Source organism: Pseudomonas viciae (assembly GCF_004786035.1).
Lineage (GTDB): Bacteria > Pseudomonadota > Gammaproteobacteria > Pseudomonadales > Pseudomonadaceae > Aquipseudomonas > Aquipseudomonas viciae.
This window is the reverse complement of record NZ_CP035088.1, coordinates 5,869,877-5,883,674: the sequence shown is the minus strand read 5'-3', so window position 1 is coordinate 5,883,674 and position 13,798 is coordinate 5,869,877. Positions and strand designations below refer to the sequence as shown.

Sequence of the window (13,798 nt, the reverse complement as noted above, 5' to 3'; positions counted from 1 at the left end):
CCTCATGCCCCAGCCGATCCGCATCAAGGACCACGAAAAAGACGCCCGCCTGGTGCGGGGCCGCGTCGTGTTCGGTGCCATTACGGTGGTGACGCTGATCTGTGTGCTGATCGCCCGGCTGTATTTTCTCCAGGTGATCCAGTACGAGTATCACTCGACCCTGTCGGAAAACAACCGTGTGCATGTGCAGCCGATTCCGCCGACCCGCGGGCTGATTTTCGACCGCAATGGCGTGGTGGTGGCGGATAACCGGCCCAGCTTCAGCCTGAGCATGACCCGCGAGCGCTCCGGGGATTGGCAGCACGTGCTCGACGTGATCGTCGAAGTGCTGCAGCTGACCCCCGAGGACCGGGCGATCTTCGAGAAGCGCATGCGCCAGGGGCGGCGTCCGTTCGAGCCGGTACCGATTCTGTTCGAGCTGACCGAAGAGCAGATTGCCCTGATCGCCGTGAACCAGTTCCGCCTGCCCGGCGTCGAGGTGGTGGCGCAGTTGGTGCGGCATTATCCCCAGGGCGCGCACTTTGCCCACTCGGTCGGCTACATGGGGCGGATCAACGAGAAAGAGCTCAAGACCCTCGATCCGGTCAATTACAGCGGCACCCACCACATCGGCAAGACCGGTATCGAGCGCTTCTACGAGCCCGAGCTGCATGGCCAGGTGGGTTACGAAGAAGTCGAGACCAATGCCCGCGGCCGTGTGTTGCGGGTGCTCAAGCGCACCGACCCGATCCCCGGCAAGGACATCGTCTTGAGCCTGGACATCAAGCTGCAGGAAGCCGCCGAAGCCGCGCTGGGCGGGCGCCGGGGCGCCGTGGTCGCGCTGGACCCGAACACCGGCGAGGTCCTGGCGATGGTCAGCCAGCCGAGTTTCGACCCGAACCTGTTCGTCACCGGTATCAGCTTCAAGGCCTATTCCGAGTTGCGTGATTCCATCGACCGGCCATTGTTCAACCGCGTGCTGCGCGGCCTGTATCCGCCGGGCTCGACCATCAAGCCGGCCGTGGCGATTGCCGGGCTGGATTCCGGTGTGGTCAATGCTTCGAGCCGGGTCTACGACCCGGGTTACTACATGCTGCCCAACTATGACCACAAGTACCGTAACTGGAACCGCACCGGCGACGGCTACGTGGACCTGGAAACGGCGATCATGCGCTCCAACGATACCTACTTCTATGACCTGGCCCATAAGCTGGGGATCGATCGGCTGGCGGCCTATATGAACAAGTTCGGGCTCGGCCAGAAAGTCTCCCTGGACATGTTCGAAGAGTCGCCGGGCCTGATGCCGTCCCGGGAGTGGAAACGGGCAACCCGTCGCCAGGCGTGGTACCCGGGGGAAACCCTGATCCTGGGGATCGGCCAGGGCTACATGCAGGCAACGCCCCTGCAACTGGCCCAGGCCACGGCGCTGGTGGCGAGCAAGGGCAAGTGGTATCGCCCGCACCTGGCCAAGACCATCGAAGGCCAGAAGCCGGTGGACCCGAACCCGATGCCGGACATCATCCTGCACAATCCGTCGGACTGGCAGAAGGTCAACAACGGCATGCAGCAGGTGATGCACGGCGCCCGGGGTACCGCGCGCAAGGCGGCCATCGGCGCGCAATACCGCATTGCCGGCAAGAGTGGTACGGCCCAGGTGGTCGCCATCAAGCAGGGCGAGAAGTACGACCGCTCCAAGGTTCAGGAACGCCACCGCGACCACGCCTTGTTCGTCGGTTTTGCGCCGGCCGACAACCCGAAAATCGTTGTGTCGGTGATGGTCGAGAACGGTGAGTCGGGCTCCGGCGTCGCCGCGCCAGTGGTGCGCCAGATCATGGACGCCTGGCTGCTGGATGAGCACGGCCAGCTCAAGCCTGAGTACGCAAGCCCCACCACTGCGGAGGCTACGGCCCGTGAAGAATAATTTCGACCGGATCCTCTCCAGCGAAGACGTGATGCGTCGTCGTGCCACGCTGTTGCAGCGCATGCACATCGACGGCCCGTTGCTGATCCTGCTGCTGACCCTGGCCGCCGGCAGCCTGTTCGTGCTGTATTCGGCCAGCGGCAAGAGCTGGGATTTGCTGGCCAAGCAGGCCACCTCGTTCGGCATCGGCCTGGTGTCGATGATCGTCATTGCCCAACTGGAACCGCGCTTCATGGCGCGTTGGGTGCCGCTGGCCTACGTCATCGGCGTGAGCCTGCTGGTGGTGGTGGACGTGATGGGGCACAACGCCATGGGCGCCACCCGCTGGATCAACATCCCCGGCGTGATTCGCTTCCAGCCTTCGGAATTCCTCAAGATCATCATGCCGGCGACCATCGCCTGGTACCTGTCCAAGCGCACCTTGCCGCCGCAGCTCAAACACGTGTGCATCAGCCTGTTGTTGATCGGCATCCCGTTCGCCCTGATCGTACGCCAGCCGGACCTCGGCACCTCGCTGCTGATCCTGGCCGGCGGTGCTTTCGTGCTGTTCATGGGTGGGTTGCGCTGGCGCTGGATTCTCAGCGTGATCGCCGCCGCCGTGCCGGTGTCGGTGGCCATGTGGTACTTCGTGATGCACGACTACCAGAAGCAGCGCGTACTGACCTTCCTCGACCCGGAGAGCGATCCGCTGGGCACCGGCTGGAACATCATCCAGTCCAAGGCGGCCATTGGCTCCGGCGGCGTGTTCGGCAAGGGCTGGCTGATGGGCACCCAGTCGCACCTGGACTTTTTGCCGGAAAGCCACACCGACTTCATCATCGCGGTGATGGGCGAGGAGTTCGGCCTGGTAGGCATCTGCGTGCTGCTGTTGATCTACCTGCTGCTGATCGGTCGCGGCTTGGTGATCACCGCCCAGGCCCAGACATTGTTCGGCAAGTTGCTCGCGGGCAGCCTGACCATGACGTTTTTTGTTTATGTTTTCGTCAACATCGGTATGGTCAGTGGCCTGTTGCCGGTTGTGGGGGTGCCGTTGCCATTCATTAGCTACGGAGGAACTTCGCTGGTGACGCTGCTGTCAGCGTTTGGAGTTTTGATGTCGATTCATACGCATCGCAAGTGGATCGCGCAGGTTTGAATAAGGTGAAGAGTTCAATGCAAGCAATGCGTGGCTGGTCGACGCGATATGCGCCGTGGGTCGGCCTGGTCGGCTTCCTGGGCTGTGCGCCGCACGCCTCGGCCGGCGAATACGAAGGCTCGCCGCAGGTGGCCGAATTCGTCGGTGAAATGACCCGCGACTACGGTTTTGCCGGTGAGCAGCTAATGGGGGTATTGCGCGAGGCCGAACGCAAGCAGTCGATCCTCGACGCGATCTCCCGGCCTGCCGAGCGGGTCAAGCAGTGGAGCGAGTACCGGCCAATGTTCATCACCGAGGCGCGCATTGCCCGGGGCGTGGACTTCTGGCGCCAGCACGAGGCGGCGCTGGCCCGTGCCGAGCAGGAATACGGTGTACCGGCTCAGGTCATCGTGTCGATCATTGGCGTGGAAACCTTCTTTGGCCGCAACACCGGGAATTTCCGGGTGATCGACGCGCTGTCGACCCTGGGCTTCGATTACCCGCCGCGTGCCGAGTTCTTCCGCAAGGAGCTGCGTGAATTCCTCCTGCTGGCCCGCGAAGAACAGGTCGATCCGCTGACGCTCAAGGGGTCCTACGCCGGGGCCATGGGCCTGCCACAATTTATGCCCAGCAGTTTCCGCGCCTACGCGGTGGACTTCGACGGCGACGGCCACATTAATATCTGGACCAACCCGACCGATGCCATTGGCAGTGTGGCCAGCTATTTCAAGCGCCACGGCTGGGAGGCTGGCGAGCCGGTGGTCAGTCGCGCCGAGGTGCGTGGCGACCGAGTGGACGAGGGCCTGACCGAAGGCCTGGAGCCGACGAAAACCGTCGGGGAGTTGCGGGCGCTGGGTTGGTCGAGTCATGATGCGCTGCGTGACGATATGCCGGTCACCGCGATCCGCCTTGAAGGCGAGCAGGGCCCCGAATACTGGATGGGCCTGAAGAATTTCTACGCGATTACGCGTTATAACCGCAGTGTGATGTACGCCATGGCCGTACATCAGCTGTCTGAAGAGCTGGTCAAAGCACGGGGCGTCAAATAATGCAGGCATTGCCTACCTATCAACCCCTGAAGCTCGTGGCGTTGGCCGCGTTATCGCTGTTGGTCGTCAGTTGTTCGACCAGCCGCGCGCCGGCCCAGAAAACCTCCACCGCCGTGCGCGCCACGCCGGGCCTGGACATCAACCGGGCCCACAAGGACGGCGCACCGTGGTGGGACGTGGACGTTTCACGCATTCCCGACGCGACGCCGACCCTGCACACCGGCCCCTACAAGGCCAACCCGTATACGGTGCTGGGCAAGACCTATTTCCCGATGGCCGAATCCAAGCGCTACGTCGCCTCGGGCACGGCGTCCTGGTATGGCACCAAGTTCCATGGCCAGAACACCGCCAATGGCGAGGTCTATGACTTGTACGGCATGAGCGCGGCCCACAAGACCTTGCCGCTGCCAAGTTATGTCCGGGTGACCAACCTGGACAACAACAAGACGGTGATCCTGCGGGTCAACGACCGTGGACCGTTCTACTCCGACCGCATCATCGATCTGTCGTATGCGGCGGCGAAAAAACTCGGTTACGCTGAAACCGGCACCGCGCGGGTCAAGGTCGAAGGCATCGACCCGCAGGAGTGGTGGGCCCAACGCGGCCGTCCGGCGCCTTTGATGCTCAACGAGCCGAAAGTGGCGCAAAATGCCGCGCCGACCGTGACGGCTTCCACCGGTACGGTCGAGCAGTGGACGCCACCGCCGCAGCAACACGCGGCGGCCGTGGTGCCTGTGCAGATCGAGGCAAAAAAAAACGCTTCTGCAACAGCGTCTGGCCAGTATCTGCAAGTGGGCGCGTTCGCCAACCCGGACGCTGCAGAACTGCTGAGGTCCAAGCTGAGCTCGATGGTGAGCGCCCCGGTGTTCATCAGCTCGATCGTGCGCAACCAGCAGACACTGCATCGGGTGCGGATGGGTCCGATCGGTTCTCCGGGTGAAGTCCAGCAGGTACAGAACAGCGTACGCCTGGCCAATCTCGGCTCGCCGAGCCTGGTCACCGCCGAATGATTTGATTGAGGGCCCGCTTGCGGTTCGAGCGGGTCAGGTTGTTGGCTCCACGCATAACAAAAGCCCGGCAAGGGATGTGAGTGAGCAACTTAAATACGCGGCAGCCCGTTAGAAGGCTGCCTGTTTAGTTTGCCTGCGGGCAGTTTCCATTAGTTATTTCGAGAGACGGATGAACATCACCACCTTTGCCAAACGCCTTTGCCTGCTAGTCCCGCTGCTTCTCTCACCGGCCGCGTTCGCGGTCGAGATGATGCCCGCGCCCCCTCAACTGGCCGCCAAATCCTTTGTGCTGATGGACGCCAGCAGCGGCGAGGTGCTGGTTGAGAACAACGGTGACCAGCGTCTGCCACCGGCCAGCCTGACCAAACTGATGACCGCCTACATCGCGACCCTGGAAATCCGTCGCGGCCAGATCGGTGAAAACGATCCGGTGACTGTCAGCGAAAACGCCTGGCGCACCGGCGGTTCGCGGATGTTCATCAAGGTCGGCTCGCAAGTGACCGTCAGCGACCTGCTGCACGGCATCATCATTCAGTCTGGCAACGACGCCAGCGTCGCCCTGGCCGAGCACATCGCCGGTAGCGAAGATGCGTTCGCCGACATGATGAACAAAACCGTCGCCGACCTGGGCATGACCAACAGCCACTTCATGAACCCCACCGGCCTGCCGAACCCGGAGCACTACTCGTCGGCTCACGACATGGCGATCCTGGCGCGGGCAATCATCCACGAAGACCCGGCGCACTACGCCATCTACTCCCAGAAAGAATTCTTCTGGAACGGCATCAAGCAGCCTAACCGCAACCTGCTGCTGTGGCGCGACAAGACCGTCGATGGTCTGAAGACCGGCCACACCGACGAAGCCGGCTATTGCATGGTGTCTTCGGCTGTCCGTGACGGCATGCGCCTGATCGCCGTGGTGTTCGGCACCAACAGCGAAGTGGCCCGTGCCGCCGAGACCCAGAAGCTGCTGACCTACGGCTTCCGTTTCTTCGAAACCCAGACCTTCTACCAGAAGGGCACCGAACTGGCCCAGGCCCAAGTCTGGAAAGGCACCACCAATCAGGTGAAGGCCGGCCTGGCCCAGGACCTGACCATGACCCTGCCTAAAGGCCAGCTCAAGAAGCTCGCTGCCAGCATGACCATGAACCCGCAACTGACCGCTCCCATCGCCAAGGGCGACGTGATCGGTAAAGTCGAAGTCAAACTGGACGACAAAGTGGTGCACAGCGCTGACCTGATCGCTCTGGACGCGGTCGAGGAAGGTGGTATCTTCCGCCGCATGTGGGATAGCATCCGTCTATTCTTCTACGGCTTGTTCAACTGATTCTAGTGTTGACCTCCATGGCCCCGTTCCGATCCGGCGCGGGGCCATGTTCGTTACCACGGCTTACGAGGCCGTTACGCCATGACAGACTCTGAAGTAAAGGCGCCAAAAATCGAATTCCCTTGCGCGGACTATCCGATCAAGGTGATTGGCGACACCGGTGTGGGCTTCAAGGACAGGATCATCGCGATCCTGGAAAAACATGCCACCGTTGATCACGAGACCCTGGCCGAGCGCCAGAGTACCAACGGCAAGTACACGACCATCCAGTTGCACATTATCGCCACCGGCCAGGAACAGCTGTACGACATCAACAGCGAGTTGCGCGCGACCGGTTTCGTGCACATGGTGTTGTGATGCCGGGCACGCTGGGCTTTCGCGAGCTGGGCCGAATGGCTTACGAGCCGGTCTGGCATGCCATGCAACGCTTCACCAACGAACGCGGCAACACCGCCGATGATGAAGTCTGGCTGGTGGAACACCCTCCGGTGTTCACCCAGGGCCAGGCCGGCAAGGCCGAGCACCTGCTGCTGCCGGGGGATATTCCGGTGGTGAAGGTCGACCGCGGCGGGCAGGTGACCTACCATGGCCCCGGCCAACTGGTTGCCTATCTATTGCTGGATGTGCGCAAGCTGGGGTTTGGTGTACGCGAGCTGGTCACCCGAATGGAGACCTGCCTGATCGAGTTGCTGGCCAGCTACGGCGTGACCGCCGCGGCCAAGCCAGACGCGCCGGGTGTCTACGTCGACGGGGCGAAAATCGCCTCCCTGGGCCTGCGGATCCGCCACGGCTGTTCGTTTCACGGCCTGGCGTTGAACGTGGATATGGATCTGGCGCCGTTTCGACGGATTAATCCCTGTGGCTACGCGGGGCTGGCGATGACCCAGCTGCGCGATCACACAGGATCGATTGAATTTGCCGAGGTAAGTGCCCGGCTGCGCGCGCAGCTCGTCAAACACCTCGACTATGCTGAGCAGACGACCCTTACGGGCGGAATCGACTGATATGACTACTGATGCAGTGCAAACCATGATCCCGACGCTGGATGTTACCGAGCGCCCGGCCCCGCGTGCCAAGGTAGAGGCCGGCGTCAAGCTGCGCGGCGCCGAAAAGGTTGCACGCATCCCGGTCAAGATCATCCCGACCACCGAGTTGCCGAAGAAACCCGATTGGATTCGCGTACGGATCCCGGTATCCCCGGAAGTCGACCGGATCAAGGCCCTGCTGCGCAAGCACAAGCTGCACAGCGTCTGCGAAGAAGCCTCCTGCCCGAACCTGGGCGAATGCTTCTCCGGCGGCACCGCGACGTTCATGATCATGGGCGACATCTGCACCCGTCGCTGCCCGTTCTGTGACGTCGGCCACGGTCGTCCGAAACCCTTGGACGTGAATGAGCCGGAAAGCCTGGCCATCGCCATCGCCGACCTGAAGCTCAAGTACGTGGTCATCACCTCGGTGGACCGTGACGACCTGCGTGACGGCGGTGCCCAGCATTTCGCCGACTGCATCCGCGAGATCCGCAAACTGTCGCCGAACGTGCAATTGGAAACCCTGGTGCCCGATTACCGTGGCCGGATGGACATCGCCCTGCAAATCACCGCTGCCGAGCCGCCTGATGTGTTCAACCACAATCTGGAAACCGTGCCGCGCCTGTACAAGGCTGCGCGTCCGGGGTCGGATTATCAGTGGTCGCTGACTTTGCTGCAGCGCTTCAAGCAGATGATGCCGCACATTCCGACCAAGTCCGGGTTGATGCTGGGCCTGGGGGAGACTGACGAGGAAGTCATCGAGGTTATGAAGCGCATGCGTGAGCATGACATCGATATGCTGACCTTGGGGCAGTACTTGCAGCCTTCGCGTAGTCACTTGCCGGTGCAGCGTTTTGTGCATCCGGATACCTTTGCCTGGTTTGCTGAGGAAGGGTACAAGATGGGGTTCAAGAACGTTGCTTCGGGGCCGTTGGTGCGGTCTTCGTATCATGCGGATGAGCAGGCGAAACTGGTTAAGGCAGAGTTGCTGGGGTCCTGATTTAAGGTTGGGATTTTTTTGGTGGGCGGGGTGGTGTATCCAGGGCGGTGTGTATATCCGTTGCTGCGGTAACGGCGGCTTATGGTTCCGCTCTTACAGCGGGTCACTTTTGAAGAGCGCAAAAGTAACCAAAACGCTTTTGCCCCACCACTCGGTGCCTCGCTAGTGCTCGGCATGCCTTCACTCCGGCATTGGTTCGTGGGCCGCCGCGAAGGGCCATCCATGGCCCAGCGCGGCTAACCCGGCATCCATGCCGGGTTGCCCACGAACCAATGCCTGCGTTCAGCCATCGTGGTTAACGGGGCGCCCTAGATCAACATCCACCGCGAGGCGGCCTGATAGCCGGCCTGCTTCTTGTGACCGTACCTTGATCCAATTGTGGGAGCGAGCTTGCTCGCGATAGCGGTGGCTCAGCTGTATAGATGCTGGACTTTCCCGGCTCTTGCTTTGCTTTGCTTTGCTTTGCTTTGGATCTTGATCTTGATCTTGATCTGGGCGCCCCGTTAAACCACGATGGCCGAACGCAGGCATTGCGCAGTGGGCATCCCGGCATGGATGCCGGGATAGCCGCGCTGGGCCATGGATGGCCCTTCGCGGCGGGCCCACGGAGCAATGCCGGAGTGAGGGCACACCGAGCCGAAGCGAGGTGCCGAGTGGTGGGGCAAAGCGTTTTTGGTTACTTTTGGCGCTCTTCCAAAAGTGACCCGCTGTAAGAGCGGAACCATAAGTGGCCGTTACCGCAGCAACGGATATACACACATATGCAAACCTAAAAAACCGGGAGCCCCTTGGATGACCGCTCAACCGCTAACCCCCCATCACCCCGTCCCAGCCCTCCCTCAAGAAGGCTTGATCGGAGTGATCGCCCCCGCCGGTCCCGCCCCCCTGGACACGGACAAAGCCATCCAATGGATGCACGCACGGGGTCACGGACTGCGGATATTCCCGGGCGTCTACGAAAAGAACGACTACCTGGCCGGCAGCGACGAAGTACGCCTCAACGACCTGCACGCCGCCTTCGCCGACCCAGAAGTCAAAGCCATCATCTGCCTGCGCGGTGGCTACGGCACGCCCCGCCTGCTGGATCGCATCGACTTCGACCTCCTACGACGCAACGCCAAGCCATTCGTGGGCTACAGCGACATCACCGCCCTACACCTGGCCATCAGCCGTTATGCCGGCTTCGTCACCTTCCACGGACCACTGCTCAATGCCGATCTGCTGGGCGATAAGGAGCCACCAACCGTCACCTCGTTTTTCAGCCTGCTGCGTGGGCAGTTGAAAGCGGGCAGTGTGCTGAGCCATCCCGCTGCTTATCCATTGACCACCGTCGAACCTGGCATTGCCCACGGGCGTTTGCTGGGGGGAAACCTGTCGATCATTGCCGCAACCATGGGCACGCCTTATCAGATCGATGCCGACGGGGTGATCCTGTTCATTGAAGATGTCAACGAACCGCTGTATCGCATCGACCGGCTGCTGACCCAACTACGGCTGGCCGGCACGTTGCACAAGTTGCGTGGCGTGTTGGTGGGGGATGTAGCGGGGGTTGATGTCGAGGCGTTGAACCGCTTGCTCAAGCAGACCTTCGAACCGTTGCGTATTCCGGTGGTGTCCGGCTGGCGCAGTGGGCATTGCGATCCGAACCTGACCTTGCCCATGGGGGCGTTGGTGAAGCTGGATGCGGGGGAGAAGGTGTTGGTGTTGGAGCAGGACGTGGTGGTCAGGGGTTAGATTTTTGTTGCCTGATGGTCAGTCATCGCGAGCAAGCTCGCTCCCACATTGGCCCCGCGTTTCTCTGAAAGAACGCGGTCAACTGTGGGAGCGAGCTTGCTCGCGATGGCGGTAGCCGCCATAAGGCAAATCAGCGGTTACGCAACCCTTCCAGCAACTGATGCGTCGGGTACCCGTCCGCCGGCCAGCCAAACGACTGCTGGGCGCTGCGGATTGCCTTGCGGGTGTTGGCGCCGATGATGCCGTCGGGGGTGCCGGCGTCGTAGTTATGCTTGCCAAGCAAAGTCTGCAATTCGATGCGTTCGCTACGGCTCAGGGGCAGGTCATCCTTTGGCCATTGGCCGTCGATCAGCCCTGCACCGGTGAAGCGCTCGGACAGCAGGCTTACCGCCAATGCGTAGGACGAAGAGTTGTTGTACTTGAGAATCGCGCGGAAGTTGTCGAGTACCAGGAACGCCGGGCCGCGATAGCCGGCCGGCAGCAGCAGGGCCGCCGACAGGTGTTCGGCGCCGGCCGGAACCTGGCCGCCGTTGGGCAGGCTGACGCCCAATTGCAGCCATTCGGAGACGGGCTTGCGGATCGCACCATCGGCGAGGGGGTAGTTGAAGCCCTCTTTGAGTCGCACTTCGAATCCCCATGGCTGGCCGCGTTGCCAGCCGGAGCTTTGCAGGTAGTGCGCAGTCGAAGCCAGGGCATCGGTGGCGCTGCCCCAGATGTCGCGGCGGCCGTCGCCGTCGAAATCCACCGCGTGGGTGTTGTACGTGGTGGGAATGAACTGAGTCTGGCCCATGGCGCCGGCCCAGGAACCGAGCATTTTTTCCGGTGTGATATCGCCCTGTTGCAGGATCTGCAGCGCGGCGATCAGTTGCGCGTGGGCAAAGCCCGGGCGGCGTCCTTCGTAGGCGAGGGTCGCCAGGGAATTGATCACCGACTTGGTGCCCTGGAACTGTCCGAAGTTGCTCTCCATGCCCCACACCGCCACCAGCGCCTGGCGATCGACGCCATAACGCTGTTCGATGCTTTGCAGGATCTCGGCATGCTGGGCGACCAGGGCCTGGCCTTTACGGACCCGCAAGGGTGAGAGTGCGCCATCGAGGTATTCCCACACGGGCCGGGTGAATTCCGGTTGGCTGCGGTCGGCCTTGATCACGCTCATGTCCGGGCTGACGCCAATAAAGGCACGGTCGAACAGGTCGGCACGAATTCCGGCGGCCAGTGCTTCCTTGCGAAACCCGGCCTGCCACTCGGCGAAGGTCTGGGTGGGCGCAATGGCCAGGTCATCGCCAGTCGGCACCACAGGTGGCACGATGGCCGGAGCGGTCACGGCAGGGGCGGTCTGGAGTGGTTGAGCGTCGGCGGCGGTAGGTTTTTCGGCGCAGGCGACAAGCAGGGCGACGCTTGCGGCAACAATCATTTGGCGCAGTGGCCAACGACGGGAAAGAAAAAAGGGCATGCACAGGTCCAGAAATACAAATCAGGTGCTGACCTTATCATGCGAAAGGGGCGTAGGGCTTGTCCGGGTGTTTCAAGCTGCCACAAAGCAAGAAGCCTCCCAGTTGTCAGACTGGAAGGCTTCGCGGCGGTAGCTGCCTTTGCCCTTGGTGGGTCGTTCCTGACGGCTGCGGAACAACGGTTGGGCGATGATGGATTTGGCCTTGTTGGGGCCATGCTTGGATGGCTTTTTGCTCATGATGAGTTCTCGCATGGGTGGGTTTTGCGGTGCAAATAATGGGGCAGCGTTGGGGAGCTGTCTATAGGGTAAATGGAGGCGATATTTGTAGGATCAAGAGCGGAAAAGATCGCAGCCTTCGGCAGCGCCTACAGAAGTATGCATTTCCCATGTAGGAGCTGCCGACGGCTGCGATCTTTTATTCAGCAGGCAGCGTCAGCCGCTGGCCGGCCATCAACAGCGACAACCGGCTCAGGCTCATCCATGGTGAGCCGGCGGCCTGGCCTTTGATCTGCGCGTCGATGCGCTGGGCTTCGAGCAGCAGTTGCGCCCAGCGCGACGCCGAATAGCGTTGCAGGGCCTTGCTCATCAGCGGTTTGCGTTTATCCCACACGGGCGGGCGGGCCTGGCTGAAGGCTTTGTCCAGCGGTATGCCCTGGCTGTATTGCAGGGACAAGTTGGCCAGCAAGCGCAATTCCCGGGCCAGGGCCCAGAGGATCACGGGTGGCTCGACGCCTTCACCCCGCAGGCCTTCGAGCATGCGCAGGGCATGGGCGGCTTCACCGTTGAGGATCGCATCGGTCAGCCCGAAGACATCAAAGCGCGCGCTGTCGGCCACCGCGGCCTGTACCGTTTCCACGGTGATCTGCCCACCCTCGGCCATCAGCTTGAGCTTTTCGATCTCCTGGGCGGCGGCCAGCAGGTTGCCTTCGACCCGGGCGGCGATCAGCTCTACCGCGTCCTGGCTGGCCGAGAGACCGGCCTGGGACAGGCGCTGACGGATCCAGCTCGGCAGCTGGCTGACGTCCACCGGCCAGATCTGCACGAACTGCGTCTGCTGACCCTCGACCAGGGCCTTGCCCCATTTGGTCTTCTGCGCGCTGCCGTCGAGTTTCGGCAGGCTGATGAGCAGCACTGTGTCCTCGGCCGGCCGTGAGCAATATTCGATCAGCGCGGCTGCGCCCTTGTCTCCGGGCTTGCCGGACGGCAGGCGCAGCTCCAGCAGGCGTTTTTCGGCGAACAGCGACATGCTTGCCCCAGCCTGCAGCAGCGTTCCCCAGTCGAAACTGGCATCGGCGGCGAACACCTGGCGTTCGTCGAAGCCTTGCTGGCGGGCGGCTGCGCGGATGGCGTCGGCGGCTTCCTGGCACAACAGCGGGTCATCGCCGCTGATGATGTAGACCGGCGCGAGGGCGCCTTGCAGGTGTTTGCCAAGTTGGGCGGGGGCCAGTTTCATAAAGCGCGGTTCATAAGAGAAGGCGAGCGGGGCGCCGGAGCGCCCCGCAAGGCTTATTCAGCCGGGATTTGCATCGGCGACTGCTGCGGGGTTTCCGCTTCAGCCTTGCGTGCCGCTTCCAGTGCTTCGGCTTCGGCCTTGGCGCGGGCATCGGCGGTCTGTTGCAGCTCTTCCAACTGGGCCGGGCTCAGTTGTTGCAGGCGCAGCATCATGCGCTGTACGAGCTCACGCCGCATTTCGCCGCGCACCTCGGTCGATTCCTGGTCGGAACCGGTGATGTTGTTGCCATCGTGCAGGTAGACCTTCTGCACTTGCAGCTTGTCGTCCAGCAGCGACAGATCGTTCCGGCCACGGATCTCGTAGTTCAGCACGTTGGTCAGCTCGTACTCGGCCGAGCGACCGGCACCTGCATAGCTCAGGCTGCGCTGGCTTTGCTGTTCACGGGTCAGTATCAGCTTGTAGGGCGCGCCGTTGTAAACCTTGACCCCGCTGTTTTCCAAGGCTACGCGCAGCATTTTAACGGTTTCGCCATAAGCGTCCCGTGCGCTGAGGTCCAGCTCCGTGATGGCCAGCTCGGTGGTGCCGGTGCCGCGCAGCTGGAAGCCGCAGGCGCTCAACAGGACCGCCAGGCCCATTACCAGCAGATTACGTTTGATCATCTTGTTGCTCCCCTTGAACCCTATGGGCCGACAGTGCGGTCTCGCAGGTTATATTCGGCGCCAGGCTTGAG

At 62.1% G+C, this 13,798-nt stretch carries 13 protein-coding genes; 9 read left to right on the top strand and 4 right to left on the bottom strand.

Features of this window, described 5'->3' with window-relative positions; genetic code table 11:
- The first annotated feature begins 4 nt into the window (after nt 1-4).
- The 9 genes from mrdA (at nt 5) to EPZ47_RS26070 (ending at nt 10,162) form a co-directional block, all read left to right on the top strand.
- A complete protein-coding gene (gene mrdA, locus EPZ47_RS26115) occupies nt 5-1,900 on the top strand; it encodes a penicillin-binding protein 2 (RefSeq protein ID WP_135847337.1) in 1,896 nt (631 codons plus the stop codon).
- 31 nt (nt 1,901-1,931) lie between these two features.
- Nucleotides 1,932-3,035 (top strand): rod shape-determining protein RodA, encoded by a 1,104-nt coding sequence (rodA, locus tag EPZ47_RS26110; protein WP_178084340.1) that lies wholly within the window; start codon nt 1,932-1,934, stop codon nt 3,033-3,035.
- Between the two features lie 17 nt (nt 3,036-3,052).
- Nucleotides 3,053-4,063: a lytic murein transglycosylase B gene (gene mltB / locus EPZ47_RS26105; RefSeq protein ID WP_135847335.1), complete on the top strand. Its 1,011-nt coding sequence runs from the start codon at nt 3,053-3,055 to the stop codon at nt 4,061-4,063.
- Nucleotides 4,063-5,073: a septal ring lytic transglycosylase RlpA family protein gene (locus tag EPZ47_RS26100; protein WP_135847334.1), complete on the top strand. Its 1,011-nt coding sequence runs from the start codon at nt 4,063-4,065 to the stop codon at nt 5,071-5,073. The genes mltB and EPZ47_RS26100 overlap by 1 nt, the downstream gene beginning before the upstream one ends.
- 169 nt (nt 5,074-5,242) lie before the next feature.
- Nucleotides 5,243-6,400, top strand: a complete 1,158-nt coding sequence (locus EPZ47_RS26095; RefSeq protein ID WP_135847333.1) for a D-alanyl-D-alanine carboxypeptidase family protein — start codon at nt 5,243-5,245, stop codon at nt 6,398-6,400.
- A gap of 81 nt (nt 6,401-6,481) precedes the next feature.
- Nucleotides 6,482-6,757 carry a DUF493 domain-containing protein gene (locus EPZ47_RS26090; protein WP_058543153.1) on the top strand — a complete coding sequence of 92 codons (276 nt, stop codon included), beginning with the start codon at nt 6,482-6,484 and terminating at the stop codon, nt 6,755-6,757.
- Entirely contained in the window at nt 6,757-7,404 is a 648-nt protein-coding gene (gene lipB, locus EPZ47_RS26085) for a lipoyl(octanoyl) transferase LipB (RefSeq protein ID WP_135847332.1), read from the top strand. Before EPZ47_RS26090 ends, lipB begins: the two co-directional genes overlap by 1 nt.
- Before the next feature lies 1 nt (nt 7,405).
- Entirely contained in the window at nt 7,406-8,428 is a 1,023-nt protein-coding gene (lipA, locus tag EPZ47_RS26080) for a lipoyl synthase (protein ID WP_047229497.1), read from the top strand.
- 792 nt (nt 8,429-9,220) lie between these two features.
- Nucleotides 9,221-10,162 carry a S66 peptidase family protein gene (locus tag EPZ47_RS26070; RefSeq protein WP_135847331.1) on the top strand — a complete coding sequence of 314 codons (942 nt, stop codon included), beginning with the start codon at nt 9,221-9,223 and terminating at the stop codon, nt 10,160-10,162.
- Between the two features lie 130 nt (nt 10,163-10,292).
- On the opposite strand, the gene EPZ47_RS26065 is transcribed toward EPZ47_RS26070, so the two are convergent.
- From EPZ47_RS26065 to EPZ47_RS26050, 4 genes are all read right to left on the bottom strand, one after another.
- Nucleotides 10,293-11,615: a lytic murein transglycosylase gene (locus EPZ47_RS26065; protein ID WP_135847330.1), complete on the bottom strand. Its 1,323-nt coding sequence runs from the start codon at nt 11,613-11,615 to the stop codon at nt 10,293-10,295.
- A gap of 72 nt (nt 11,616-11,687) precedes the next feature.
- Nucleotides 11,688-11,852, bottom strand: coding sequence for an alternative ribosome rescue factor ArfA (gene arfA / locus EPZ47_RS26060; protein ID WP_123343928.1), 165 nt, complete (start codon nt 11,850-11,852; stop codon nt 11,688-11,690).
- A 178-nt stretch (nt 11,853-12,030) separates the two neighbouring features.
- On the bottom strand, nt 12,031-13,068 hold the full coding sequence (holA, locus tag EPZ47_RS26055; protein ID WP_135847329.1) for a DNA polymerase III subunit delta: 1,038 nt from the start codon (nt 13,066-13,068) through the stop codon (nt 12,031-12,033).
- Between the two features lie 53 nt (nt 13,069-13,121).
- Nucleotides 13,122-13,727 carry an LPS-assembly lipoprotein LptE gene (locus EPZ47_RS26050; RefSeq protein WP_135847328.1) on the bottom strand — a complete coding sequence of 202 codons (606 nt, stop codon included), beginning with the start codon at nt 13,725-13,727 and terminating at the stop codon, nt 13,122-13,124.
- Nucleotides 13,728-13,798: the final 71 nt, after the last annotated feature.

Excerpts from the sequence above, each read along its gene's own strand:
- mltB (WP_135847335.1), top strand. The coding sequence starts at position 3,053 with ATGCAAGCAATGCGTGGCTGGTCGACGCGATATGCGCCGTGGGTCGGC.
- EPZ47_RS26070 (WP_135847331.1), top strand. The coding sequence starts at position 9,221 with ATGACCGCTCAACCGCTAACCCCCCATCACCCCGTCCCAGCCCTCCCT.
- EPZ47_RS26095 (WP_135847333.1), top strand. The coding sequence starts at position 5,243 with ATGAACATCACCACCTTTGCCAAACGCCTTTGCCTGCTAGTCCCGCTG.
- holA (WP_135847329.1), bottom strand. The coding sequence starts at position 13,068 with ATGAAACTGGCCCCCGCCCAACTTGGCAAACACCTGCAAGGCGCCCTC.
- EPZ47_RS26065 (WP_135847330.1), bottom strand. The coding sequence starts at position 11,615 with ATGCCCTTTTTTCTTTCCCGTCGTTGGCCACTGCGCCAAATGATTGTT.
- EPZ47_RS26100 (WP_135847334.1), top strand. The coding sequence starts at position 4,063 with ATGCAGGCATTGCCTACCTATCAACCCCTGAAGCTCGTGGCGTTGGCC.
- arfA (WP_123343928.1), bottom strand. The coding sequence starts at position 11,852 with ATGAGCAAAAAGCCATCCAAGCATGGCCCCAACAAGGCCAAATCCATC.
- EPZ47_RS26090 (WP_058543153.1), top strand. The coding sequence starts at position 6,482 with ATGACAGACTCTGAAGTAAAGGCGCCAAAAATCGAATTCCCTTGCGCG.
- lipA (WP_047229497.1), top strand. The coding sequence starts at position 7,406 with ATGACTACTGATGCAGTGCAAACCATGATCCCGACGCTGGATGTTACC.
- EPZ47_RS26050 (WP_135847328.1), bottom strand. The coding sequence starts at position 13,727 with ATGATCAAACGTAATCTGCTGGTAATGGGCCTGGCGGTCCTGTTGAGC.
- rodA (WP_178084340.1), top strand. The coding sequence starts at position 1,932 with ATGCGTCGTCGTGCCACGCTGTTGCAGCGCATGCACATCGACGGCCCG.
- lipB (WP_135847332.1), top strand. The coding sequence starts at position 6,757 with ATGCCGGGCACGCTGGGCTTTCGCGAGCTGGGCCGAATGGCTTACGAG.
- mrdA (WP_135847337.1), top strand. The coding sequence starts at position 5 with ATGCCCCAGCCGATCCGCATCAAGGACCACGAAAAAGACGCCCGCCTG.